The organism is Brevundimonas sp., from assembly GCF_035627475.1.
Classification (GTDB): Bacteria; Pseudomonadota; Alphaproteobacteria; order Caulobacterales; family Caulobacteraceae; genus Brevundimonas.
The window spans coordinates 62,729-88,269 of the sequence record NZ_DASPLR010000022.1 but is presented as its reverse complement, the minus strand read 5'-3'; the positions used below and the strand labels follow the sequence as shown (position 1 = coordinate 88,269).

General features: G+C 68.3%; 22 protein-coding genes. 11 read left to right on the top strand and 11 right to left on the bottom strand.

What is annotated here, in order from left to right; translation table 11 throughout:
- Position 1: 1 nt before the first annotated feature.
- Entirely contained in the window at positions 2-1,360 is a 1,359-nt protein-coding gene (locus VEA62_RS05615) for a GH1 family beta-glucosidase (RefSeq protein ID WP_324819475.1), read from the bottom strand.
- A 257-nt stretch (positions 1,361-1,617) separates the two neighbouring features.
- On the opposite strand from VEA62_RS05615, the gene VEA62_RS05610 reads away from it, so the two are divergent.
- From VEA62_RS05610 to VEA62_RS05580, 7 genes are all read left to right on the top strand, one after another.
- Complete coding sequence (locus VEA62_RS05610) at positions 1,618-2,694, top strand: LacI family DNA-binding transcriptional regulator (RefSeq protein ID WP_324819473.1); 1,077 nt, start codon at positions 1,618-1,620, stop codon at positions 2,692-2,694.
- Complete coding sequence (locus VEA62_RS05605; protein ID WP_324819471.1) at positions 2,691-5,765, top strand: TonB-dependent receptor; 3,075 nt, start codon at positions 2,691-2,693, stop codon at positions 5,763-5,765. Before VEA62_RS05610 ends, VEA62_RS05605 begins: the two co-directional genes overlap by 4 nt.
- 89 nt (positions 5,766-5,854) lie before the next feature.
- The gene (locus VEA62_RS05600) at positions 5,855-7,300 is read left to right on the top strand and encodes a glucoamylase family protein (RefSeq protein ID WP_324819469.1); all 1,446 of its coding nucleotides are present in this window, start codon (positions 5,855-5,857) and stop codon (positions 7,298-7,300) included.
- Entirely contained in the window at positions 7,297-8,580 is a 1,284-nt protein-coding gene (locus VEA62_RS05595; RefSeq protein WP_324819467.1) for a sugar ABC transporter substrate-binding protein, read from the top strand. Before VEA62_RS05600 ends, VEA62_RS05595 begins: the two co-directional genes overlap by 4 nt.
- A complete protein-coding gene (locus VEA62_RS05590) occupies positions 8,577-9,536 on the top strand; it encodes a sugar ABC transporter permease (protein WP_324819465.1) in 960 nt (319 codons plus the stop codon). The genes VEA62_RS05595 and VEA62_RS05590 overlap by 4 nt, the downstream gene beginning before the upstream one ends.
- Complete coding sequence (locus tag VEA62_RS05585; RefSeq protein ID WP_324819463.1) at positions 9,533-10,357, top strand: carbohydrate ABC transporter permease; 825 nt, start codon at positions 9,533-9,535, stop codon at positions 10,355-10,357. The genes VEA62_RS05590 and VEA62_RS05585 overlap by 4 nt, the downstream gene beginning before the upstream one ends.
- Positions 10,354-13,590: a discoidin domain-containing protein gene (locus VEA62_RS05580; protein ID WP_324819461.1), complete on the top strand. Its 3,237-nt coding sequence runs from the start codon at positions 10,354-10,356 to the stop codon at positions 13,588-13,590. The genes VEA62_RS05585 and VEA62_RS05580 overlap by 4 nt, the downstream gene beginning before the upstream one ends.
- 7 nt (positions 13,591-13,597) lie before the next feature.
- Here VEA62_RS05580 and VEA62_RS05575 read toward each other — a convergent pair whose 3' ends face one another.
- The 8 genes from VEA62_RS05575 to VEA62_RS05540 form a co-directional block, all read right to left on the bottom strand.
- Positions 13,598-13,996: a hypothetical protein gene (locus VEA62_RS05575; RefSeq protein ID WP_324819459.1), complete on the bottom strand. Its 399-nt coding sequence runs from the start codon at positions 13,994-13,996 to the stop codon at positions 13,598-13,600.
- Positions 13,993-15,129 carry a hypothetical protein gene (locus tag VEA62_RS05570; protein WP_324819457.1) on the bottom strand — a complete coding sequence of 379 codons (1,137 nt, stop codon included), beginning with the start codon at positions 15,127-15,129 and terminating at the stop codon, positions 13,993-13,995. The genes VEA62_RS05575 and VEA62_RS05570 overlap by 4 nt, the downstream gene beginning before the upstream one ends.
- 91 nt (positions 15,130-15,220) lie before the next feature.
- A complete protein-coding gene (locus VEA62_RS05565) occupies positions 15,221-16,711 on the bottom strand; it encodes a replicative DNA helicase (protein WP_324819455.1) in 1,491 nt (496 codons plus the stop codon).
- Positions 16,712-16,827: 116 nt separating this feature from the next.
- A complete protein-coding gene (locus VEA62_RS05560; RefSeq protein WP_324819453.1) occupies positions 16,828-17,214 on the bottom strand; it encodes a hypothetical protein in 387 nt (128 codons plus the stop codon).
- Positions 17,215-17,341: 127 nt separating this feature from the next.
- On the bottom strand, positions 17,342-17,926 hold the full coding sequence (gene rplI, locus VEA62_RS05555; RefSeq protein ID WP_324819451.1) for a 50S ribosomal protein L9: 585 nt from the start codon (positions 17,924-17,926) through the stop codon (positions 17,342-17,344).
- A gap of 1 nt (position 17,927) precedes the next feature.
- The gene (gene rpsR, locus VEA62_RS05550) at positions 17,928-18,203 is read right to left on the bottom strand and encodes a 30S ribosomal protein S18 (protein WP_168048961.1); all 276 of its coding nucleotides are present in this window, start codon (positions 18,201-18,203) and stop codon (positions 17,928-17,930) included.
- A gap of 12 nt (positions 18,204-18,215) precedes the next feature.
- Positions 18,216-18,599: a 30S ribosomal protein S6 gene (gene rpsF / locus VEA62_RS05545; protein ID WP_324797287.1), complete on the bottom strand. Its 384-nt coding sequence runs from the start codon at positions 18,597-18,599 to the stop codon at positions 18,216-18,218.
- Positions 18,600-18,784: 185 nt separating this feature from the next.
- The gene (locus VEA62_RS05540) at positions 18,785-20,185 is read right to left on the bottom strand and encodes a D-alanyl-D-alanine carboxypeptidase (protein WP_324819449.1); all 1,401 of its coding nucleotides are present in this window, start codon (positions 20,183-20,185) and stop codon (positions 18,785-18,787) included.
- A 284-nt stretch (positions 20,186-20,469) separates the two neighbouring features.
- Here VEA62_RS05540 and VEA62_RS05535 point away from each other — a divergent pair, with 284 nt between their 5' ends.
- The 3 genes from VEA62_RS05535 (at position 20,470) to clpA (ending at position 23,821) form a co-directional block, all read left to right on the top strand.
- Complete coding sequence (locus tag VEA62_RS05535; RefSeq protein WP_324819447.1) at positions 20,470-20,967, top strand: TIGR01841 family phasin; 498 nt, start codon at positions 20,470-20,472, stop codon at positions 20,965-20,967.
- 195 nt (positions 20,968-21,162) lie between these two features.
- A complete protein-coding gene (gene clpS / locus VEA62_RS05530) occupies positions 21,163-21,495 on the top strand; it encodes an ATP-dependent Clp protease adapter ClpS (protein ID WP_324797296.1) in 333 nt (110 codons plus the stop codon).
- Positions 21,496-21,508: 13 nt separating this feature from the next.
- The gene (clpA, locus tag VEA62_RS05525; protein ID WP_324819445.1) at positions 21,509-23,821 is read left to right on the top strand and encodes an ATP-dependent Clp protease ATP-binding subunit ClpA; all 2,313 of its coding nucleotides are present in this window, start codon (positions 21,509-21,511) and stop codon (positions 23,819-23,821) included.
- A gap of 77 nt (positions 23,822-23,898) precedes the next feature.
- Here clpA and VEA62_RS05520 read toward each other — a convergent pair whose 3' ends face one another.
- On the bottom strand, positions 23,899-24,207 hold the full coding sequence (locus VEA62_RS05520; protein ID WP_324819443.1) for a CsbD family protein: 309 nt from the start codon (positions 24,205-24,207) through the stop codon (positions 23,899-23,901).
- 343 nt (positions 24,208-24,550) lie between these two features.
- On the opposite strand from VEA62_RS05520, the gene VEA62_RS05515 reads away from it, so the two are divergent.
- Entirely contained in the window at positions 24,551-25,132 is a 582-nt protein-coding gene (locus tag VEA62_RS05515) for a DUF2239 family protein (RefSeq protein WP_324819441.1), read from the top strand.
- Here the strand turns inward: VEA62_RS05515 and VEA62_RS05510 are convergent, their stop codons facing one another.
- Positions 25,133-25,435: a GIY-YIG nuclease family protein gene (locus VEA62_RS05510; protein ID WP_324819439.1), complete on the bottom strand. Its 303-nt coding sequence runs from the start codon at positions 25,433-25,435 to the stop codon at positions 25,133-25,135.
- Positions 25,436-25,541 lie beyond the last annotated feature (106 nt).

Sequence of the window (25,541 nt, the reverse complement as noted above, 5' to 3'; positions counted from 1 at the left end):
TTCAGAGCACCCCGCCGTTCGACCTGATCACCTCGGCGTAGAGCAGGCCGGAGTCCTTGATGGTCCGCTCCTGGGTCTGGAAGTTGACGTGGGTGATGCCGAAGCGCTTGGAGTAGCCCAGCGACCATTCGAGATTGTCGAGCAGCGACCAGGCCATGTAGCCGCGCACGTCGACGCCCTTGCCGATGGCGTCGTGCAGGGCCTTGAGGTGGTTCTTCAGATAGTCGACCCGCATCGGATCATGGATGCGGCCCTCGATGGCGTGGGGCGGGTCGTACCAGGCCGAGCCGTTCTCGGTGATCATCAGCGGCAGGCCGTTGGTCTGCTCGTGCAGCCAGACGAGGGTGTCGGTCAGCGCGGGGGGATAGACCTCCCAGCCGGTCTCGGTGTGGGCGTGCTGGACCTGCTTCACCGGCCGGGCGCGGACGGGCCAGGCGTCGGGCGCGTTCTCGGGCACCGAGCGGGTGTACCAGTTGAGCCCCATCCAGTCGGTCGGCTGGGCGATCAGGTCGAAGTCCTCCTGCGGGAACTCGCGGTAGGCCTCGCCGTAGACGTCCTTCAGTTCCTCCGGATAGCCGCGGCCCATCAGCGGGTCGAGGAACCAGCGGTTCATCTGGGCCTCGGCGCGTTTGCGCGCGGCTTCGTCCTCGGGCTTGTCCGACGCCGGGTATTTCGGCTCGATGTTGAGGACGATTCCGATCTGGCCCTCGCCGACCTCGCGGAAACGCTTCACCGCGGCCCCATGGGCCCGCAGGACGTTATGGCCGGCGATCATGGCCTCGAAGGCCGAGCGGTGGCCAGGCGCCAGGGCGCCGTGCAGATAGCCGCCGTCGACGATGACCCACGGCTCGTTGATGGTGCCCCAGGTCTTGATGCGGCCCTTGAACTTTTCGAACAGCACCTGGCCGTAGTCGGCGAACCAGTCGGCGATGTCGGGGTTGAGCCAGCCGCCGCGGTCATCGAGGGCCGCGGGCAGATCCCAGTGGTAAAGGGTGCAAAGCGGTTCGATCCCGGCTTCGAGCAGACCGTCGACCAGACGGTCGTAGAAGGCCAGGCCCTTGTCGTTGATGGCCCCGCGGCCCTCCGGCATGACCCGGCTCCAGCTGACCGAGAATCGGTAGGCCTGCAGGTTCAGCCGCTTCATCAACTGGATGTCTTCCCGCCACCGGTTGTAGTGGTCGCAGGCTACGTCGCCGGTGTCGCCGTCCTTCATATTGCCCGGCGTGTGGCTGAATCGGTCCCAGATCGATGGGCCGGCCCCGTCGGCCATGGACGAGCCTTCGATCTGATAGGCGGCGGTCGCCGCGCCCCAGAGGAAACCGTCGGGAAACAGATACTTGCCGGGGGTTTCCGTGGTCATGTGTAAGGCTCGTAAAGACGCGAGTGGATCAACTTGAGAGGGCGGGAGCGGCCCCGCGGTACGCGTGTAGCGCCGTGGACACAACCTGCTTGTGACCAAACTAGGGCACTTGCGGGGTTCATTGCTAGTGTGTCATGTAATCGGTTACACGGAATTGTCGGACGGACCCGCGCCAAGCGGGCCGGGATCGCGAACCGGTCAGGGAGGACGACTTTGGCGCCTGGAGCGATCCCGGAAACCCGCGCGGAGCGGGCGGCATGAAGGCCGCCACCATCCGTGACGTGGCCGAACGGGCGGACGTGTCCGTCGCCTCGGTCTCCCGCGTGCTGACGGGCGCCGGTCCCGTGACCGAAGCCACCCGCAAGAAGGTCATGGAGGCGGTCGAGGCGCTGCAGTATGTGCCGCATTCCGGTGCGCGCAGCCTGTCGACCAGCAAGACGCAGACGATCGGCGTCATCCTGCCGGACCTGTATGGCGAGTTCTTCTCCGAACTGATCCGGGGCATGGACCTCGGGGCGCGGGCCCTCGGCTATCATCTGATCGTCTCGAGCTCGCACGACGATGCGGAGGAGGCCTCGGCCGCGATCCGCTCGATGCGCGGCCGGGTCGACGGCCTGATCGTGCTGTCGCCGCATCTCGACGCGGCCAACCTGGCCACGAGCCTCGCCGGGCGGCTGCCGATCCTGCTGATGAACGGCGGGGCGGGGGCGGGGCGGCCGTCGGTCGTCGTCGACAACCACGGCGGCGCGGTCCAGGCGGTCGAGCACCTGATCGCCACCGGCCGGCGACGCATCGCCCACATCTCCGGCCCGACCGGCAACCTCGAGGCCGAGGCGCGACTGGCCGGCTATCTCGAGGCCATGGCCCGGGCGCACCTGCCGACGACGGTGGTCGAGGGCGCGTTCGACCAGGCCTCGGGACATCGCGCCGGCGCCGAGCTGGCCGAGCGGGCCGAGCGGCCGGACGCGATCTTCGCCGGCAACGACATGATGGCCGTCGGCGCCATGCTGGCGCTGCAGGAGGCAGGCGTCGCCGTGCCCGAGGACGTGGCCCTGGTCGGCTTCGACGACGTGCCGATCGCCGGCCTCATGCGTCCGGCCCTGACCACCCTGAGGATCAATATCGCAGAGACCGGGCGGAGCGCGCTGGAGCGCCTCGTCCGCCTGATCAACGCAGCGGGCGAAGCTGTCGCCGACACCGCTTGCGAGGTCGTGCGGCCCGAACTGGTCGTTCGCCCATCAAGCAATCCGGCGACACAGACCCGAACCATCACCGGCGATCGCGCCCGCGAAGCCGTCAGCACATCACCTCTGGAGGGGGAGAACCCACAATGACCCGCAAGTCCAAGCACTATCTGGGGGCCGCATCGGCCCTCGCCGTCGCCATCTCGCTGGCCGCGGCCGGTGGCGCATACGCCCAGGTCACCACCTCCACGATCCGTGGTTCGGTGACCCAGAACGCCCAGGCGGAAGCGGGCGCCGTCATCGTCGCGCGCGACGTGGCCTCAGGCTTCACCAGCCGCACCACCGCCAATGCCGACGGCGGCTATGTGCTGTCCGGCCTGCGCCCGGGCACCTATGAGATCACCGTCACCACGGCCAGCGGCCAGACCACGTCTGACGTCGTCACCATCGGCGTCGGCCAGGTCGGCGAGGTCGACCTGACGGTCGGCGGGACCGTCGTGTCCGAAACCTCCGTCACCAATGTGGGAGACGTGATCGTCACCGGCCGTCGCCTCGCCGAGGTCCGCACGCCCGAGAACGCCACCAACGTCACGACGCAGCAGATCAACACCCTGCCGCAGATCAACCGCAACTTCCTCAACTTCGCGGCCCTGGCGCCCGGGGTGCGGGTCGGGCTGGACGAAAGGGAGCAGCAGATCACCGCCGGCGGCCAGCGCGCGGAATCGGTGAACGCCTTCATCGACGGCGCCAGCATGAAGTCGAACATCATCGCCGGCGGCATCATCGGCCAGGACGACAGCCGCGGGAACCCGTTCCCCCAGGCCGGCATCCAGGAGTTCCGGGTCGTCAGCCAGAACTTCAAGGCCGAGTACGAACAGGCCTCGTCGGCGATCATCACCGCGGTCACCCGTTCGGGCACCAACGAGTTCCACGGCGAGGTGTTCGGCGTCTATCGCGACCAGGACTTCATCACCCAGGACACCTTCGCCGAGCAGCGCGGCGACGAGAAGGTCCCGCTCGAGGTCCAGCAATACGGCTTCGCCCTCGGCGGTCCGATCATCCAGGACACGCTGCACTTCTTCGCCACCTACGAGCACAAGCAGGAAAACCGCGCCAGCGTGGTCAACCTGGGCCGTCAGGAGCCGCGCTTCCTCACCCAGTTCGCCCCCTACATCGGCACCTTCGCCTCGCCGTTCGAGGAAGACCTGATGTTCGGCAAGCTCAGCTGGCAGCCGGCCGAGGGTCATCTGATCGAGTTGAGCGCCACCTACCGCGACGAATCGGAACTGCGTGACTTTGGCGGCGCCGACTCGTTCGAGCGCGCCAACGACCTTCAGCAGACGACCCTGAGGGGCAACCTTCGCTACCAGTGGCAGTCGGACCTGTTCCTGAACGATTTCGCCGTCGACTACCGCGACTACAACTTCAATCCGGGCGCGGCGAACTTCACGGACGCAGGCGCGACCTACCGCCTGTTCGAGAACGACACCAATCCGGGCCTGCCGGGCTTCCAGCCGGACTACTTCGGCGGTGCGGCCATTCTCAATCTGGGCGGTCGCGACAGCACCCAGGACATCCACGACAACGCCATCACCTTCCGCGACGACCTGACCTTCAACGACTGGGAGATGAACGGGGTCCACACCATCAAGCTGGGCGCCAAGGTGTCGCTCCAGAACTATGAGGTGACCAAGCAGTTCGGCCGCAACCCGAACTTCTACTACGACGTCGACGGCCGGCCCGAGCTGAGCGGCAGCACCACGGTGCCGTACCGCGTCGAACTGGGCCAGGCCTTCCCCGAGGTCGACCTCGATAACACCGTCATCGGCCTGTACGTGCAGGACGACTGGCAGATCACGGACCAGCTGGAGCTGAACCTCGGCATCCGCTGGGACTATGAGACCAACGCCAACAACAACGACTACGTGACCCCGGCCAGCGTCATCGCGGGCCTGGACCAGTGGATCGCCTCCACCGACGGCGGCAAGCCGGCCGGTTACGCGCCGAGCTGGTTCGACCGCGACGACTACATCTCCACGGGCGACAACCGCGACCCGTTCGCGGGCGCCTTCCAGCCCCGGATCGGCTTCTCGTACGATGTCTTCGGTGATCGCCGGACGGTGATCTTCGGCGGCGCCGGGCGCTACTACGACCGGGTCAACTTCAACTTCTCGTACGACGAGCTCGTCAAGCCGTTCGACATCCGCAAGAACGCCTTCTTCAGCACCACCGGCCGGCCGGTGGGCGAGGATCGCGATCCGGGTCCGGGCGTCGATCTGCCGGGCGAAGCCGGCGATCCGATCCTGTGGGATCCCTCGTACGCCACGGCCGCGGGTCTGGACCCGGTCCTTGCGACCATCCCGGGCAAGGGTGAAGCCTTCCTGCTGGCCAACGATTTCGAGCCGCCCCGGACCGACCAGGTCAACCTCGGCGTCCGTCAGCGCTTCGGCGACTGGCAAACCGAGCTCACCCTCGCCTACGGCAAGACCGAAAACGAGTTCACCTGGGCCTATCTGAACCGCTGCCGCGAACCCACGCGCGGCAACGACGGCGGCGGCTTTGGCGACAACGGCGGCTTCTGCTCGCCGGGCGCCGCCAACCCCTACCGCAGCTACCTGGTTTCGGATCACAACAAGAGCCGCGAGTTCCGGGCCCTCTACCTCAAGCTGGACAAGAACTACACGGCCGACTCGGGCTGGGGCTTCAACCTGGCCTATACCTGGTCGCAGGCGGAACAGAACGGCGGCAATGACAACTTCTGCTTCGACTGCTTCAGCATCGAAAGCTCGCCCGTCCGCCCGACCAGCAATGACGAGCGTCACCGCATCGTGGCCAACGGCATCGTCGACCTGCCGTTCGACTTCCAGCTGTCGGGCATCCTGACGCTGGGATCGGGCACGCCGTTCGACGTGTTCGACGGGCGTGGGCCGAACTTCGTCTACCGCCCGAACCATGGCCGTCCGCAGCAGTTCAACTTCATCCTTCCGAACTCGTTCGCCTATCGGAACCTGGACCTCCGCCTGACCAAGAATTTCGAGGTCTTCGGCGGCCAGGAGCTGTCGGTGTTCGTCGACGCCATCAACGTCTTCAACTTCGACAACTTCTCCGGCTTCGACGGCGGGACGGGCTCGGCGACGAACCCGAACCCGAACTTCGAGCGTCCCTCGACGGTGCTGTTCCCGACCCGGACCTTCCAGCTGGGCGTGCGCTACAGCTTCTGATCTCCTGACCCTGACGGCCGCCTCCCGCCTCACGCGGGGGCGGCCGATTTCTTTGACGAGTACGCGTATTGAGTATGAGGATGGAGCCCATGGATCGCCGCCGGTTTCTGATGGGTTCCACGGTCGCCGGGGTCGGGGCGCTGGGGCTGTCTGGCTGCGCGATCAAACAGGGCCGGAACCACCTGAGTTCGCCGCCCCCGCGGATCGATCCCGAGATCGATGAACTGCAGAAGCGGACCTTCGACTGGTTCACCCATGTGACGCCGCGCGAAACGGGCCTGACGCCGGACCGGTGGCCGACCAAATCCTTCTGTTCGGTGGCGGCGGTGGGCTTCGCCCTGACCTGCTGGCCGATCGGGGTCGAGCGCGGCTGGATGAGCCGGGAGGAGGCGCGCGCGCGCACCCTGAACACAGTGCGCTTCTTCCACGACGCGCCGCAGGGGCCCGAGGCGACGGGCGTGACCGGCTACAAGGGCTTCTTCTACCACTTCCTCGACATGGAGACCGGCCACCGTTTCGGCCGGACCGAGTTGTCGACCGTCGACACCACCCTGCTGCTGGGCGGCATGCTGTTCGCGGCGCAGTGGTTCGATGGCGACCATGCCGACGAGGCGGAGATCCGGAGGCTGGTCCAGGCGGTCTACGAGCGGGTCGAGTGGGACTGGGCGGTGGTGCGGCCCAACCGCATCTCGATGGGCTGGCATCCTGAGACCGGCTTCATCGAGGCCGACTGGCACATCTACAACGAGGGCATGCTGGTCCTGCTGCTGGCCATCGGAAGCCCGACCCATCCGGTTCCGGCCGCGGTGTGGGACGAGTGGTGCAGCGTCTATGACCGGAGCTGGACCGATCACTGGGGGCCGGCGCACCTGGCGTTCGCCCCGCTGTTCGGGCACCAGTACAGCCACATGTTCGTGGACTTCCGCGGCATCCGCGACCCGTTCATGCGCGCCAGATCCGCCGAGATCGGGCCGTTCGACTACTTCCAGAACAGCGTCCGCGCGGTCGAGGCCCAGCGGAAATACGCCATCGACAATCCGATGGGCTGGGCAGGCTATTCGGCCGATGTCTGGGGCCTGACCGCCTGCGACGGTCCCGGTGACTTCAGGCAGTCCATCGGCGGGCGGGAACGCCAGTTCTTCAGCTATTCGGCGCGGGGACCAGGCGACCGCGACGACGGCACCATCGCGCCGACGGCGGCCATGGGCTCGATGCCGTTCGCGCCCGCCGAGGTGACCGCCTGCCTGAAGGCGATGAAGGCCCGCTACGGGTCAGGGATCTATACGGAGTTCGGCTTCCTCGACTCCTTCAACCCGACGCTCGTCGAGCGGCAGAGGCGGCTGCAGCACGGGCGGATCGTGCCGGGCGTGGGCTGGGTGGACGGCGACTATCTGGGCATCGACCAGGGACCGATCGTGATCATGATCGAGAACACCCGGTCCGACTCCGTGTGGCGGCGGATGCGCGAAGAGCCCAATCTCGTGCGCGGCCTGAAGCGGGCCGGATTCGCCGGCGGCTGGCTGGACCGGGCATGAGGCAGCCGCAGCCGGATCGACGGGCGGCGCTCGGCCTTCTGGCGGGGGCGGCGGCCCTGGGTTCGGCAGGGGCTCTGGCCGGCTGCGGGCGGCGCGAGGACGGGGTCACCCGACTGAGCTTCTGGGCGATGGGCAACGAGGCGACCAACGTCCCGCAGATCCTGCCCGAGTTCGAGCGCCTCAACCCCGGGATCAAGGTCGATGTGCAGGCCCTGCCGTGGACGGCGGCGCACCAGAAGCTGCTGACCGCCTACGCCGGGGACTCGCTGCCGGACCTCAGTCAGGTGGGCAATACCTGGGTGGCCGAGATGGCGGCCATCGGCGCCATCTCGCCGCTGCCGGCGTTCGCGGCCGAGCTGCTGACGGATCAATTTCCGGCGGTGCTCGAGACCAACCGCATCGGCGGGAGGCCGGTGGCCACGCCCTGGTATGTCGACACCCGGCTGGTCTTCTACCGCTCGGACCTGCTGGAGCGGGCAGGCTACGGCGCCGTGCCGCCGACCTGGGCTGGCTGGAAACAGGCCATGCATGCGGTCAAGCGGCTCGTGGGCGAGGACAAATATGCGGTGCTTCTGCCGCTCAACGAGTTCGAACAGCTGTTGAGCTTCGGCCTGCAGGGCGAGGCGCCGCTGCTGCGCGAAGAGGATACGCGCGGCAATTTCTCCAGCCCGTCGTTCGTCGCGGCCCTGGCCTTCTACAAGAGCCTGTTCGACGAGGGCCTCGCGCCTGTGGCGTCGGCGGCGCAGATCTCCAACGTCTGGACCGAGTTCGAGCGCGGCTGGTTCAGCTTCTATTTCTCCGGGCCGTGGACCATCGGCGAGTTCAGGAACCGGCTGAAGCCGGAGACCCGCTGGATGACCGCGGGCGTGCCGGGGCCGAACGGGCCGGGCGCCTCGGCGCCGGGCGGGTCGTCGCTGGTGGTCTATCGCTCGTCGCCGCGCCAGGAGGCGGCGTGGAAGCTGGTCCGCTACCTGTCCGATCCGGCGGTGCAGGCCCGGTTCAACGTCATCACCGGCGACCTGCCGGCGCGGGAGAGCGCCTGGGCCACGCCGTCGGTCGCCAACGATCCGTACATCGCCGCCTTCAAGGGCCAGCTGTCGCGCGCCGAGGCCGTGCCCAAGGTGCCGGAGTGGGAGCGGATCGTCACCGAGATGCAGATCGTCGCCGAGCGGATGGTGCGCGGCGAATACACTCCCGAGGCCGCCGGCGCTGAAATCGACCGCCGCGCCGACCGGCTGCTGGAAAAGCGCCGCTGGATGATGGAACGGGGCCGGGCATGACCGACGTCCGGCTGAACATGGCCAAGGCCGAGGCCGAGGCGGCCGCCCTGCCGCGCCGTCGTCCGGGGGGTGCGCGCGCCCGCGAACGGGCGGCCTGGGGCTTCGTGGCGCCGGCGCTGATCGCCATCGGCGTGTTCTTCGCCATTCCGGTGTTCGCGGCCCTGCTGCTGAGCCTGACCGACTTCGATATCTACGCCCTGGCCGACCTCGGCAACGTCCGCTTCGTCGGCCTGCAGAACTACGAGCGGCTGTTCGCCAATCCGCTGTTCTGGGGCGCGATGAAGAACACGGGCCTGTTCGCCGTGCTGGGCGTGCCGCTGTCGATCGCCGCATCGCTGGCGGCGGCGGTGATCCTCAACGCCCGGGTGGTGAAGTGGCGGCCGCTGTGGCGGGTGATGTTCTTCGCCCCCTATGTGACCACGCTGGTGGCCACGGCGGTGCTGTGGAACTACCTGCTGCACACCCGCTACGGCGTGATCAACTGGGCCATCTCCAGCGTCGGCCTGCCGCCAGTCGACTGGCTGGGCCAGCCGGAGACCTCGATACCGGCCATTCTGATGTTCGTGGTGTGGAAGATCTTCGGCTACAACATGCTGATCTTCCTCGCCGTCCTGCAGACCGTGCCGGACGACCTGTACGAGGCGGCGCGCATCGACGGGGCGGGGGCGTGGAAGCGGTTCGTGCACGTCACCCTGCCGGCCATCGCGCCCACCCTGCTGCTGGTGTCGATCATCTCGGTCGCCGGCTTCTTCCAGCTGTTCGCCGAGCCCTATGTGATGACCCAGGGCGGGCCGGCCCAGTCGACCGTGACGGTGCTCTACTTCATGTACGAAGAGGGCTTCAAATGGTGGAATCTCGGCTCCGCCAGCGCCGTGGCCTTCATCCTGTTCGTCTGCATCCTGGCGGTGACGCTGGTGCAGCTAGCGGTGGCGAAGCGGATGGGAGCCTACGAATGAGCGCCCGCCGCATCCGCGCCCTGCTGCTGAACGCCGCCGTTGCCTTCATTGCGCTGGTGGTGCTGTTCCCGCTGCTGTGGATGCTGTCGGTCAGCTTCATGTCGACGGGGGAGGCGGCGACCTTCCCGCCGCCACTGCTGCCGAGGACGTGGACGCTGGAGCACTACCGCGACCTGTTCGTGACCCAGGGCATGGGGCGGTATCTGTGGAACAGCTTCGCCCTGGCGACGCTGGCGACGGGACTGGCGCTGCTGTTCACCGTTCCGGCGGGCTACGCCTTCGCCAAGCTGCGCTTCAAGGGCCGGGAGCGGGTGTTCCAGCTGCTGGTGGCGGCGCTGGTGGTGCCGGCGCAGATCGGCACCCTGCCGCTGTTCCTCATGCTGAAGGGCATGGGGCTGGTGAACACCTATGCCGGGGCGCTGGTGCCGTGGCTGGCCTCGATCTTCGGCCTGTTCCTGGTCCGGCAGTATTCGCTGTCGATCCCGGACGAGATGCTGGAGGCGGCGCGGATCGACGGCGCAAGCGAGGGGCAGATCTTCCGTCGTGTGGTGCTGCCGACGCTGCAGCCGATCATCGTGACCCTGGCGCTGTTCGTCTTCCTCGGCAGCTGGAACGACTTCCTGTGGCCGCTGATCATCCTGACCGACCAGTCGAACTATACGCTGCCGGTGGCGCTGGCGGCGCTGTCGCGCGAGCACGTGCAGGACATCGAGATGATGATGGCCGGGGCGGTGATCACCGTCGCGCCGGTGCTGATCCTCTTCCTCGCCCTGCAGCGCTACTACATCCGCGGCATGCTCGCGGGCAGTGTGAAGGGATGAGCCCGCTCCGGCGCATCATCGCCGCCTTCGCAGCCGCCGCCGTCCTGGTGTTCGGAGCCCCGGCTCACGCCCAGGCACCGCGCGTGCTCGATCCGTTCGAGACGCTGGCGCCGTGGTCGGCCGACGCGTCGACGGACGTGTCGTCGGAGATCAGTTCCGTGGCCGGCCGCGAGGGCAAGGCGATGCGGCTGGACTACGACTTCAACGGCGTCTCCGGCTACGCCTTCGCGACGCGGGCGATCGACCTGCAGGTTCCCGACAACTACGAGATCAGCTTCTGGCTGCGCGGCGAGATGCAGCCGAACACGCTGGAGATCAAATTCGTCGACGCCTCGGGCGACAACGTCCACTGGCGCCAGATCCGCGGCTTCAGGGCCAATGCGGAGTGGACTCGCTACACCATCAAGAAGCGCCAGATCGCCTGGGCGTGGGGACCGAATCCGGACCGGACCTTCCGCGGCGCGGAGCGGATCGAATTCGTGGTCACGGCCGGGGAGGGCGGCAAGGGCTGGATCGAAGTCGACCAGCTGGAGCTGCGCGCTCTGCCCCCCGAACCCGGCGTGCCGCCCCGGCCGCTGGCGAGCGCGACAAGCGAGGATGGGCTGAACGTCGCGGCCCGGGCGGTCGACGACGATCCTGCGACCGCATGGCGCACGACCGGCGGCGGCGCGCAGAGCCTGACGCTGGACCTCGGCTACGAACGCGAGTTCGGCGGCGTGACGCTGCGCTGGGCAGAGCGGATGGCGGCTTCGGACTACCGGCTGATGGCCTCGCCGGATGGACGGGAGTGGCGCGAACTGACGGCGGTGAGCGGGGGCAATGGCGGCGTCGACTGGCTGCGCACGCCCGAGGCCTCGGCGCGCTGGCTGCGGCTGGACCTGCTGACCCCGCGCGACGAGGGCGGCGTGGTCGGGCAGGCGGGGGCCGGGCAGCGGCTGGGACAGGCGGCGGCGAACGCCTATGCGCTGAACGCCCTCGAGATCGAGCCCCTGTCGTTCGGCGAGACGGCGACCAGCTTCATGCTGGCGGTGGCGGCCGAGAGCCGGCGCGGGCTGTATCCGCGCGGCTTCCACGGCGAGCAGCCCTACTGGACCCTGGTCGGCGTCGACGGCGGTGGCGAGAGCGCCCTGATGGGCGAGGACGGCGCGATCGAGCTGCGCAGGGGCGGGCCCTCGGTCGAACCGTTCGTCGTCGACAACGGGCGGGTGGTGACCTGGGCGGACGTGAACATCACCCAGGGCCTGCTGGGCGACGACCTGCCGATGCCGGAGGTCACCTGGACCGGCGATGGCTGGAGCCTGAAGATCGAGACCTTCGCCGAGGGCACGCCGGAGAACCCGCGGCTGTTCGGCCGCTACTACCTGACCAATCTGACCGGCGAGCGCAGGGTCATCACCCTGGGCCTGATGGCGCGGCCGTTCCAGGTCAACGGGCCCGTGCAGTTCCTGACGACGCCCGGCGGGGTGGGACCGATCCGGCAGGTCGACTGGACGGGACAGGAGCTGGTGCTCAACGACGCCATTCGCATCCGCTCCCTGATGCCTGTGGACGCCGTGGCCGCCTCCACCTTCGCGACCGGCGCCGACCCGCACAGCCTGCTGGCGGATGCGGCGCGTCGGCGTCCGCCGGGCCAGCGTCTCGTCGTGTCCGACGCCGGGTTGGCGGCGGGTGCGCTGATCTACGAGATCGAGCTTCAGCCCGGACAGACGCGGCAGGTCGCATGGGTCGCGCCGATGAGCGGCGCCCTGGCTCCCCTGCCTGGGGAGGCCGGGACCGTCGAGGGCATGCTCGACGAGGTGCAGTCGGCGGTGGCGCTGTCGTGGCGAGAGAAGCTGGACCGGTTCGACCTGACACTGCCCGATAGCCAGCAGCGGATCGAGGATGTGATGCGCAGCTCGCTGGCGCACATGCTGATGTCGCGGCAGGGGCCGATCCTGCAGCCGGGCACGCGCAGCTATAACCGCAGCTGGATTCGCGACGGCGCGATGATGGCCGAGGGGCTGAACCGGCTGGGGCACGCCGGCCTGTCGGCGGACTATCTGCGCTGGTTCGCGCCGCTGGTGTTCGACAACGGCAAGGTGCCGTGCTGCGCTGACGGCCGGGGCGCCGATCCGGTGCCCGAGAACGACAGCCACGGCGAGTTCATCTTCCTCGCCGCGGAAACGTATCGGTACACGGGCGACGAGGCCCTGCTGCGCGAGGTCTGGCCACAGGTGCAGGGCGCGATCCGCTACATGGACGAGCTGCGCGCCTCGACCCGGACGGCGGAGTTCCAGGCGTCGGACAAACGGCACCTGTTCGGCCTGCTGCCGCCGACGATCAGTCACGAGGGCTATTCCGACAGGCCCGCCTACTCCTACTGGGACGACTTCTGGGGGCTGCTGGGCTACCGCGACGCCGTGTTCATCGCCGAGACCCTGGGCGAGGAGGCGGCGGCGGCGCGGTTCCGGGCGTCGGAGGCCGAGTTCAAGGCCGACGTCATGGCCTCGATCGCGGCGACGGCGCGGGTGCACGGCATCGACTGGATCGCCGGCGCCGCGGACCGGGGCGATTTCGACGCCACCTCCACGACCATCGGCCTGTCACCGGCCGGGCTGACCGATGACCTGCCGCCGGACCTTCTGCAGGGCACCTTCGACAAATGGTGGGAGAATTTCACGGCCCGGCAGGAGAACCGGCAGACGTGGCGGGACTATACGCCCTACGAACTGCGCAACGTCGGGGCGCTGGTGCGGCTGGGGCGGCGCGACGAGGCGTTGCGGGCGCTCGACTTCTACTTCGCCGACGTGCGGCCGCGGGCCTGGAATGGCTGGGCCGAGGTGGTCGGTCGCGACAGGCGCGAGCCGCGCTTCATCGGCGACATGCCCCACGCCTGGGTCAGTTCGGACTACATCCGCTCGGCCCTGGACCTGCTGGCCTACGAACGCGACCGGGACCATGCCCTGGTGCTGGCGGCGGGGGCGCCGCTGACCTGGCTGGAAGGCGAGGGGGTCGGGGTGACGAACCTGCGCACGCCCTATGGGCCGCTGACCTACAATTTGCGCGCGGACGGGGACGGGGACGGCTATGTGCTGACGCTGGACGGGCGGGCGACGCCGCCGGGCGGCTTCGTGCTGCAGTGGCCGGCGGGCGAGGCGCCGCCGGGGCGGGTGCGGATCGACGGACGGGACGCGCGCTGGAACGGATCGGAGCTGGCGATCCCGTCGGGCGCGCGCCGGGTGGAGTTGCGCTAGCCGAGGCCTATGCGGCCGGGGCGGTCGGAACCGCAGCGGGTTCGGCCGGGGCCATCGCCGGATCGCTGCACCACGCGTCGCCCAGCACCTCGTAGCTGTAGCCGGTCGGCGTGTAGCCGGGCATCATCATCATGTTGCGCCTGGCGGTGTGCAGCTGCTTGCGATAGCCGGCGGGACCGCACAGCTCCGCCGCCCGCCGCTCCCAATGGGCGAAGGCCGATTTCGGATCCTCGACGCCCTCGGGCAGCACCACGCGGATGGTGTAGCCGCCCGCGCCATTGGGCGTGTCGGCATAGCCGAAATAGCGCCTCGCCGCCGGATCGATGGGGGCGTAGCCCGGGTCGCTGACGCATCCGGCGAGGAGCGTCAGGCCGAGCGCGGCGAGGCTGAGGCGCGCGAGTCTCACCGTCCGCTACGGGCGGCGGCCCGCGCCGCTTCCTGGATGTTCCGGGTGCGGGTCTCGTTGACCTCGGCGATCGCCGCCGCATTGCCGTAGGTGACGAAGTCCGACACCTCGCCGGGCAGGGACACATAGGAGCCGGCCGTGATCCCGGGCCCGCCGCGGCGGACCGTGCGGCCGTCGGGCAGGGTCTCCACTAATTCGTCGACGCCGGTCAGGCTGGGGATCGCCGTGCGGTTGATGTCGAGCACCGCGTACTTGGCGATGAAGGCGTGGGCGTTGTCGATCTCGGCGCGGAGCAGGGCGCCGTCATCCCGGGTCCACTCGCGCGCCAGGAAGATCGCGATCTCGCCCTTGGTCAGCCGGTCGTCCCGGGCCTCGGCCAACTCGCGGGTCATCGACTTGAAGCCGTCGGTTCCTTCCGCGGGAAGGACCCCCGCCTCGTCGCGGTGGTTGTCCTCGATGGAGGCGATCAGGCGCTGGCGCAGCTCGGGCGTCAGCACCGGCACCGGCAGCTGGCGCGAGCTGTAGGTGAAGCTGTTCCGGTACAGCGGCCCGGTGAGCTCGCCCGCCGGCGGCTCGCCCTCGAAGGTGTAGGGCGTGACATAGGGGATGCCGGCGTTCTGGTAGGTCAGGGTCGCGGATACCTGCAGGGTGGTGGCGTCCTCGGACAGCAGATAGGCGGTCGCCACCTCGAGGGCGTCGTCGGCGACGCCGGGCGATGTCAGCTTCTGGACCGTGCGGACTTCCGACACGGTCACGCCGGCGCCAGGCTCGCCAGAGGTGAGCTGGCCGTTGAAATGCCGGACCAGGGAATCGGTCAGGGTCCGGGCCGGCATCACCTCGGCCAGTTCGTCGGCGGCGCGACGGGCGCGGCGCGACGGGGCGTAGTTCATGATGCCGTCCATGGCGGCGCCGACCAGCACCCCCAGTATTCCCTGCGAGGCCGCCGCAGCGGAGGAGTCCTGCCGGACCCAGCTCTTCATCACGCCGCTGTTGTTCTCGGCCAGGACGACGGGGGTCGGGCCCATGGCCTCGATGTGCTGCGCGTTCAGCGGCCGGGCGTTCGGGACCGGCTGGTACGAGACGCACGCGCCCAGAGACAGCGCGGCGAGCGCGCAGATTGCAGTTTTACGCATGGATTCCCCCCAACGGCCGCCCGGGCGGGGCGGCAGATCCCTGCTCATTCCGCCCGAATTGGCCGGAGAGTCAACCTGACGCTGTGTGGCCTCAGTCGTATGACTGGGGATAGCGCCCGTCGTGAGCCAGATTGCCGAAGCGGGTCGTGTCGGCGTCGAAGGACAGTTTGACGATCCCGATCGGGCCGTGGCGCTGCTTGCCGATGACGACCTCGGCCTGGTGTTTGAGGCGGTCCATGTCCTCCTGCCATTTGAGGTGCTCTTCGGTGCCCTCGCGCGGTTCGGCGCGACCGAGGTAGTAGCTCTCGCGGTAGACGAACATGACGCAGTCGGCGTCCTGCTCGATCGAGCCGGATTCCCGCAGATCGGACAGCTGGGGCCGTTTGTCCTCGCGCTGTTCGACCTGACGCGAGAGCTGCGACAGGGCGATGATCGGCACGCTGAGCTCCTTGGCCAGAGCCTTGAGCCCGCCGGTGATCTCGGACACCTCCTGCACGCGGTTCTTCTGGCTGTTGGACTCTCCGGTCGTGATCAGCTGCAGGTAGTCGACGACGATCAGGTCGAGGCCGTGTTCCATCCGCTTCAGCCGCCGGGCGCGGGCCGCCAGCTTGGACATCGACAGGCCGCCGGTGGCGTCGATGAACAGCGGACTCTCGCCGATCTCGACGGCTGCGTCGCGAATCTTGCCGAAGTCGGCGGCGTCGATCTCGCCCTTGCGCAGCTTGTCCGACGAGACGCCCGAGGCGTCGGCGAGGATACGCATGGCCAGCTGCTCGGCCGACATTTCCAGCGAGTAGAAGGCGACCACGCCACCGGAGACGGTCTTGCGGCCCTCGGGCGTCGGCTCCCAGCGGTAGTTGCGGGCGACGTTGAAGGCGATGTTGGTGGCCAGCGCGGTCTTGCCCATCGAGGGGCGGCCCGCGAGGATCAGGAGGTCCGACGGGTGCAGGCCGCCAAGCTTCTGGTCGAGGTCGTCCAGATTGGTGGCCAGGCCGGCCAGCTTGCCGTCGCGCTGATAGGCCTCGGCCGCCATCTGCACGGCGCCGGACAGGGCGGTCGAGAAGCTGACGAAGCCGGACGACGGCTTGCCGGTTTCCGCCAGGTTGTAGAGCTGCTGTTCGGCGCTCTCGATCTGGTCGATGGCGGCCGTTTCCGGCTGTGGCGCCTCCTTGATGATCTCGCCGCCGATGCGGATCAGGTCGCGGCGCAGGGCCAGGTCATAGACGACGCGGGCGTAGTCGGGGGCGTTGGCGCCGGGAGGGGCGCGGTCGACGAGGTCGGCGAGGTAGCGAAGGCCGCCGAACTCCTGGAAGGCCGGATCCTGCTTGAACCGCTCCATCAGGATGGTCGGCTCGGCCAGCAGGCCCTGGCGGACGTGATCCTCGATGGCGTCGTAGAGGCGCTGGTGGAAGGGCTCGTAGAAATGGCTGCCGCGCAGCCGGTCCGACAGGCGCTCGAACACCGCATTGTCGAACATCAGGCTGCCCAGCAGCGCCTGTTCCGCCTCGAGGTTGTGGGGCAGGGACGGGATGGACGACGGGTCCATCGGCGAGGGGAAGGAGACGGGGGCGAGGGCGTTCATCGGCGAAGGCATAACCTCCCGATACGTCGGAATCGGACGGAAAAGTCGCCTGCCCGTCAGATGAACGGGGACACCCCTGTGGATGGGCCGAAAAGGCCTGACAGATCAGCGGTGGATCAGGCGGGGCAGGGATGTCGCTCGACCATCCACTCGCGGATCGCCTGGGTCACGCTGATGTCCTGGCGGCGCGCCGGAAGCGCCTTGAACCGGGCCAGCAGACCCTCGGGGGTGATGCCCGTCCCGCGGGCCGGAATGCAGTAGGCCGGGCGGCGACCGGCGGCGACTGCGGCGGTCTGCTCGTTCCGCACCGCGTGTACGGCCCGGCTGACTTCATCGACCAGGCGGCGGCCTTCGGGCCGGAGCACGGCCGTGGCGTTCTGAGGCAGCTGGTTGGCGGTGGCGAGGAATTCACGCACGGTCATGGGCCGGGTCTGCGCCAGGGCGGAGGCGGCGATCGGGCTCAGCGCCATGACCAGGGCAAGGGCGAGGGCGGATCGGATCATCGTCATGGGCCTCCGGCGCCCAGTTAGGTCGGGAGCGGCCTCATGGCAACGGTCGTCGCTCCGGAATGGAAAAAGGGCGCGCCCGGCAGGACGCGCCCTTCATCGCTGTTCAGCGAGCTGACCGGGTTCAGGCTTCCGAACCGAGGCCTTCCTGCTGGCCGGCGCCGCCGGCGATCATGTCCTGGGCCGCTTCCATCGCTTCCGCGCGGTCCTGGTCGTAGGCGGACTTGATCACGTCCTCGCCCTTGGCCTGGCGCTCGGCCTCGTCGGCCGAACGGGCCACGTTGATCTTGACCGTGGCGGTGACCTCGGCGTGCAGGCGGACCAGCACTTCGTGGACACCCAGGGTCTTGATCGCGGTGTTGAGCACGACCTGCGAGCGCTCGACCTTGCCGCCTTCGGCCTGGACGGCCTCGGCGACGTCGCGACCGGCGACCGATCCGTACAGCTGACCCGTCTCACCCGCCTGGCGGATCATGACATAGGTCTGGCCGTCGATCTTGTCGGCGACCTTCTGCGCTTCGGCCTTGTTCTTCTCGTTGCGGGCCTCGATGGCGGCGCGGTCGAGTTCGAAGGCCTTCAGGTTCGCCGACGTGGCCCGACGGGCCTTGTCGCGCGGCAGAAGGAAGTTACGGGCGAAGCCGTCCTTGACGGACACGACGTCGCCGATGGCGCCGAGATTCTCGACGCGTTCAAGCAGAACGACCTTCATCTTACTTCACCACATAGGGCAGGAGGGCCAGATAGCGGGCGCGCTTGATGGCCTTGGCCAGTTCACGCTGCTTCTTCTGGGAGACGGCCGTGATGCGCGAAGGAACGATCTTGCCGCGCTCGGAGATGTAGCGCTGCAGGAGCTTGACGTCCTTGTAGTCGATCTTCGGGGCGTTGGCGCCGGAGAACGGGCACACCTTGCGGCGGCGATAGAAGGGACGGCGGGCCGGGCCGGAGCCGGCCGGCGCGCCCGGCGAGGGAGCGGTGGTGTCGGTCATGTTCCGGTTTCCTTATTCGGCTTCGACGGCGTCTTCGCGCGGCGTGCGCTCGCGCTCACGTTCGCGTTCACGCTCGCGGCGGGCCAGCAGCGGCGACAGCTCCAGGTCGAGTTCCTCGACGCGGACGGTCAGCCAGCGCAGCACGTCCTCGTTGATCGACAGCTGACGCTCGACCTCGGCCATGGCGGCGGGCGGGCAGTCGACGGCGAGCAGCGAATAGTGCGCCTTGCGGTTCTTCTTGACCCGGTAGGTCAGGTTGCGCAGACCCCAGTACTCGATCTTGGCGACGGAACCGCCGCCTTGCTCGATCAAGCCCTTGATGGTGTCGTTCAGCGCTTCGGCCTGTTGCGCGCTGATGTCCTGGCGCGACATGACCGTGTGCTCGTAAAGAGCCATGCGGTGTTCTCCCTTGTAGGGCGTCGGCGCGAGGGGACCGGGTAAGTCCTCTCCCACGATGGATCCTGAAGCGGCGGCCGGAATGACTTCCCGAACCCTTTGGAACTCCGCGTCAGGACCGAAGCCCTGGAAAGGCGGCGCGTATAGGGGAAAAGGGGCCGGCGGGCAAGGCTGGAAGGCGACGTCTACTGCGGCCTGACGACCATGCACGTGACGCGGCGTTCAGCGAGGGCGGCGCAGGCGGCCTGGGCGGCCTGTTCGCTCATGCCGGTGAAGCGCGAGCGGTACCAGCCTTCGGCGTTCTGGACCGTGCGTTCGGCCGAGCTGAACTGGCTTCGGAAGCGGCGGTTGACCTCGGTCAGCCAGTTTCGGGCCACGGTCTCGTCGCGGAAGGCGCCGACCTGGACGGCCCAGCGCCCCGCGGCCTCGCGTGCGGTCTCGCGCGCCGGCGGGCGGGAGGGCGCGGTCCGCGCCGTAGGGGCGCCGTTGAGGGAGGCGGTGACGTCCGACGGCCCTTCGGCGCGCATGAGCGAAGCGACGGTGCGGCCTTCGGACGGGGCCGGCGTCACCCGCGATGGCTGGGGAGGCGGCGCCGGCAGGGAGGCGTAGCTGACGGCGGTCCCGCCCTCTTCGTCACTGTCATCGGCGGCGGATGCGTATTCCACGGGGCCGGAGTTGTCCGAGCCGATGCCGAAGCCACGTTGCTCGAAGAAGGTCTGGGCGACCTGGATGGGCTGGCCGGAGCGGCGCAGGCGCTCGACCTCAAACCCGGTGTCCATCAGCTCGGCGACGTGGGCGTTGCGGCTGGCCACCTTCTGGCCGCCGAGGACGATGGTGATCAGCCGGCGTCCGTCGCGCACCGCCGAGGCCATGAGATTGAAGCCCGAGGCCCGGATGTAGCCGGTCTTCATTCCGTCGTAGCCGCCGCCCTGGGCGAGCAGACCGTTGGTGTTCCGGTACAGACGGCCCTGATAGGTCCAGTCGTGCAGCCCGAAATAGCGGTAGTACTGCGGGTAATCCCGCATCACGGCGCGGGCGAGGATGGCCAGGTCTCGGGCCGAGGTGATCTGGCGGGCGTCGGGGAGGCCGTTCGGGTTGACGTAGCGGGTCTGGGTCATGCCCAGTTCGCGGGCCTTCAGCGTCATCTGGGCGGCGAACCGGTCCTGCGAACCGCCGACGTGCTCGGCGATGGCCATGGCCATGTCGTTGGCGCTGCGCACCGCGGTGGCCTTCATCGCGTCGTCGAGCGTGATGGTCTGGCCCGCCGCAAGGCCCAGCTTGGAGGGCGGCTGGCTGGCGGCGCGGGGGGAGACGGTGATGACGTCGTCCAGCTTCACCTTGCCCTCGGCGAGCGCCTCGAAGCTAAGGTAGAGCGTCATCACCTTGGTGATCGACGCCGGATAGCGCCGGCTGTCGGCGTGGCGGGCGAACAGGACCTCGCCGGTTTCCGCATCGACCACGATGGCCGCGTAGCGGGGATTGTCGGCCGGCAGGGCGACCGCTGGCGGCGTGGTGGGGACCACGAGCAGCGAAACCACCAGCACCAGCGACAGCAAACCACGGCGGATCAGGGCGAAGATCGGCAAGCGCAGGCCTCATACATTAAGCGCGACGGCGGCCCCACCACGCGACGCTGACGAAAGGCTAACATGCGTCATCGGGGTTTCGTGAGGGTAAACAAGCGGTCAACGGAATTGTGAAGCGGCCTCTCCTGTCAGGCGCACGCGAGGCGCGGAGCTGCCATTGTGCAGCGCACAAAATCTTCTTGACGTTTGTTCGCAGTTGCACCATATAGCTGTCCATCGCGGTGGGATCCTGCCGCGAAAATCATCACAAGCGGCAGGGCCGCGACAGGTTCAGGAGAGATACCATGGCCGACAGCGCCGAAACCGTGAACGTCAAGAAGACCGTCGAAACCGCCACCGCCCAGGTCAAGGCTTCGGCCGAGAAGGCCCAGGCCCAGGCCGAGAAGATCCAGGCCGCCGGCGCTCAGGCTTTCCGTGAAGCCGCCGACAAGTCGGTCGCCGGCCTGACCGAGCTGAACGCCGAGGGCAAGAAGAACCTCGAGGCGGTCGTCGCCTCGGCCACCGCCGCCCAGAAGGGCGTCGAGGCCCTGTCGGCCCAGACCGTCGCCTACGGCAAGAAGTCCTGGGAAGACGGCGTCGCCGCCGCCCAGTCGCTGGCCCAGGCGCGTTCGATCCAGGAAGCCCTCGAGCTGCAGACCAACTGGGCCAAGTCGGCCGCCGAAGCCTATCTGGCCGAAGTGACCCGCATGACCGACGTGTTCACCGCCTCGGTCAAGGACAGCTTCAAGCCGATCAACGAGCGCGTCACCGCCTCGGTCGAGAAGTTCCAGGCCGCCCGCTAAGGCGACCTGCCTCCTCAGTAAGCGTATCAGTAAGCCTGCGAAGGCCCCGGCGGGAACGCCGGGGCCTTTTCGCATTTCATCTTTCGGGCGCGCCCGAGGTGAGGCGCGCCTGTCACGCAACGTGTGACTGGACGCCGCTTCAAATCAGGCCATCATTCCCTATCTGTCCATCGACTCCCCAAACACGGACAACGAATGCCGCCGTCACGTAAGGCCGGTGATCAGGAAGGGGGCCTCGGGGCCGCCACCGTCACCGAAACAAAGCCGAAGCTTCAGAAGCCCTCGCTGTACCGGGTGCTGATCCTGAACGACGACTACACGCCGATGGAATTCGTCGTCTACGTGCTGGAGCGGTTCTTCCAGAAGAGCCGCGAGGACGCGACCCGCATCATGCTGCATGTGCACCAGCATGGCGTGGGGGTCTGCGGCGTCTTCACCTACGAAGTGGCCGAAACCAAGGTCGCCCAGGTGGTCGAGACGGCGCGCCGTCACCAGCACCCGCTGCAATGCACGATGGAAAAGGACTGAGAGGAACCTTCCAATGCCCTCATTTTCGCGTCCTCTCGAAGAGACACTGCACCGCGCCGTCCACTATGCGAACGAGCGCCGGCACGAGTACGCCACTCTCGAACACCTGCTGCTCGCCCTGGTCGACGACCCGGATGCGGCCAATGTCATGACCGCCTGCAACGTCGACCTGGTCAGCCTGAAGACGGCGCTGACCCTGTATGTCGACACCGACCTGGCGGCCCTGGCCACCTCCGACGGCGAGGACGCCAAGCCGACGGCAGGCTTCCAGCGCGTGATCCAGCGCGCGGTCATCCACGTCCAGAGCTCGGGCCGCGAGGAGGTCACGGGCGCCAATGTGCTGGTCGCCATCTTCAGCGAGCGCGAGAGCCACGCCGCCTACTTCCTGCAGGAGCAGGACATGACCCGCTACGACGCGGTCAACTTCATCGCCCACGGCATCGCCAAGAAGGCCGGCGGCGAGACGCGACCCGCCCGCGCCGGCGCCAGCCCGGAGGATGCCGAGGACGCGGCCGCCGCCAAGACCGGCGGCGAGGCGCTGGAGGCCTATTGCGTCGACCTCAACGAGAAGTCGCGCAACGGCAAGATCGACCCGCTGATCGGCCGTCAGGCCGAGGTCGACCGCGCCATCCAGATCCTGTGCCGGCGGACGAAGAACAATCCGCTGCTGGTCGGCGACCCGGGCGTCGGCAAGACCGCCATCGCCGAGGGCCTGGCCCGCAAGATCGTCAACCACGAGGTGCCGGACGTGCTGGAAGGCGCGACCATCTACAGCCTCGACATGGGGGCGCTGCTGGCCGGCACCCGCTATCGCGGCGACTTCGAGGAGCGGCTGAAGCAGGTCGTCAAGGAACTGGAGACGCACGACAACGCCATCCTGTTCATCGACGAGATCCATACGGTGATCGGGGCGGGGGCGACCTCGGGCGGGGCCATGGATGCGTCCAACCTGCTGAAGCCGGCGCTGGCCTCGGGCAGCCTGCGCTGCATGGGCTCGACGACCTACAAGGAGTACCGCCAGCATTTCGAGAAGGACCGGGCGCTGGCCCGCCGCTTCCAGAAGATCGACGTCAACGAACCCACGGTCGACGACACGATCAAGATCCTGAAGGGGCTGAAGACCTCCTACGAAGGCCACCACAAGCTGCGCTACACCGACGCCGCGATCCGCACGGCGGTGGAACTGTCGGCGCGGTACATGACGGACCGCAAGCTGCCGGACAAGGCCATCGACGTCATCGACGAGGCGGGGGCGTCGCAGATGCTGCTGCCGGAATCGAAGCGCAAGAAGGTCATCGGCCAGAAGGAGGTCGAGGCCGTCATCGCCCGCATGGCCCGCATCCCGCCGAAGTCGGTCTCCAAGTCCGACACCGAGGGGCTGCGCGAGCTGGAACGCGACCTGAACCGGGTCGTGTTCGGCCAGTCGGCGGCGATCGAGCAAGTCTCGGCGGCCATGAAGCTGGCCCGGGCCGGTCTGCGCGATCCGCAGAAGCCGATCGGCGCCTTCCTGTTCAGCGGCCCCACCGGGGTCGGCAAGACGGAGGTGGCCAAACAGCTGGCGTCCACGCTGGGTATCGAGATGCTGCGCTTCGACATGTCGGAATACATGGAGCGGCACACCGTCAGCCGTCTGATCGGCGCGCCTCCGGGCTATGTCGGCCATGACCAGGGCGGCCTGCTGACCGACGCCGTCGACCAGCACCCCCACGCCGTCGTCCTGCTGGACGAGATCGAGAAGGCCCACCCGGACGTCTACAACATCCTGCTGCAGGTGATGGACAACGGCCAGCTGACCGACGCCATCGGCAAGAAGGTCGACTTCCGCAACGTGGTGCTGATCATGACCACCAACGCCGGGGCGGCGGACAACGCGCGGGCGGCCATCGGCTTCGGCCGCGGCAAGGTCGAGGGCGAGGACGAAAAGGCCATCCAGCGGCTGTTCGCGCCGGAGTTCCGCAACCGCCTCGACGCCATCGTGGCGTTCAAGGCGCTGGACGCCGAGACGATCCGGTCGGTGGTGACCAAGTTCATCCTGCAGCTGGAAGCCCAGCTGGCGGACCGCAACATCACCATCGAGCTGACCGACGAGGCCAACGACTGGCTGGCCAAGAACGGCTTCGACGAACTGTATGGCGCGCGGCCTCTGGCCCGGGTCATCCAGGAGACCATCAAGAAGCCGCTGGCCGACGACATCCTGTTCGGGCGTCTGACCCGCGGCGGGCATGTGAAGGTCGAGCTGAAGGACGGGAAGATCGCCTTCGACATCACGCCTTCCACCGGGGCCCAGGTGAAGGCGGCGCGGGCGGAGGACCAGGTGGTCGACTAGCGGCCGCTGTCTCGCGCAAACGAAAGAAGGCCCGGGCGAGGACGCCCGGGCCTTTTTCCTGCCAGGTCGGGGGCGGCCTAGCGGCGGCGGCGACCCATGCCGCTGAGCAGCACGGCCAGGCCGGCGACGATGCCGGTGGTCAGCAGCGGCTTGCGGCGGGCGAAGTCGAGGCCCTGGCGGGCGCGGCCCTGGTACTGGGCCGGCGCCTTGGCGACGAGTCCGTCGAGGCCGTCGATGACCCGGCCGTAGGCGTCCAGTGCCTTGCCCTTCACCTCGTTCAGCTTGCCGTCGAGCTGCAGCTTGCTGTCCCCGGTCATGCGGCCGAGGCCGTTCTGGACCTGGGCCTCGGCCCGGGTTGCGGCGCCTTCGATACGCTGGTCGGTCATGGGGAGCTCCTTCGATGCGGATGGGGGAGGGTCGCCCGCTTAGCGCATGGCCGTGACGGGAGTTCCGGGCCTGCGACAGCGGCGCGCAGATAGTTTTACCCGGGTAATATTGACGGGCAGGTTTTACCCGGGTAAAACCCGGGAAATGCCGTGGGCGGAGTCTGCAGAGTCTGCGGGATCCAACGGGTTCTACCCGGGTAGAAACCGGAAAACACGGTGTGCAGAGTCTATCGAGTCCACCTGAATTCCGCATCTCCATCTCCGCCCCCGATCTCGCGAGCGAGAGTATGGAGGCCCGCTACGTCAAACGCGGTCGCATGATCGCCGCCTGGAGCTATTCTTCATGTCCGTTCCGTCAGACCTGCCCGTGGTCGCCTTCGTCGGCGCGGACCGGATCGTCGCTCCCCGGCCGCTGCACCGGGCGCTGCCGGCCCTCCACGCCGCCGCCGCGGCGGGGAAGGGGCCGCTGGTGTTCAGCCTGGCCGACGGGCGGGTGGTCGACCTCGATCTGCGCGGCGGGGTGGGGGAGGCGCGGGCCCGGCTGGGTCCGGCGCTGGCCCCGACCGAGACGCGCGGGCCGGGGCGGCCGAAGCTTGGGGTCACGGCGCGCGAGGTGACCCTGCTGCCGCGCCACTGGGACTGGCTGGCGGCCCAGCCGGGCGGGATTTCGGTGGCGCTGCGCAAACTGGTCGAGGCGCAGATGAAGGCCGGCGAGGGGCCGGAGCGGGCGCGCCGGGCGAAGGAGCGGGCCTACCGCTTCATGACGGCGATGGCGGGAGATCTGCCGAACTACGAGGAGGCGACGCGGATGCTGTTCGCGGGGGACTGGACGGCGTTCGACGCGGCGGTGGAGGGCTGGCCGGAGGGAGTGCGGGAGACGGCGCGGGAGATGGCGGAGGGGGCTTGGCGGAATGGGGCGGGGTGATCAGCGGAGGTAGTCCTCAAGCATGTCCCGCCAGGTCGGATTGCGCTCCTCGATCAGGAGCAGTTTCCAGGATCGGCGCCATTCTTTGATGCGGCGCTCGCGACGGAAGGCTCCGGTGCGGGTCTCGTGCCATTCCGCCCAGACCAAGGTCTTGCAGCCATATTGGCTGGTGAAGCCGCCGAAAGTCCCGTTCCGGTGCTGCTCGACACGGCGACCGAGGCTGTCCGTGTGGCCTGTGTAGATGGCCCCGTTGCGCCGGTTGGCCATAATGTACACCCAGAACCCCGTCGGCCCGTCGCGCACAGCCCCCTCCACCGCTCATCCCGGCGAATGCCGGGACCCAGATGAACTGGCGCGAGTGGCGTGGACAAGTAAAGGTTGCGTGTTCCGCTTCCAAGGATGCGATTTG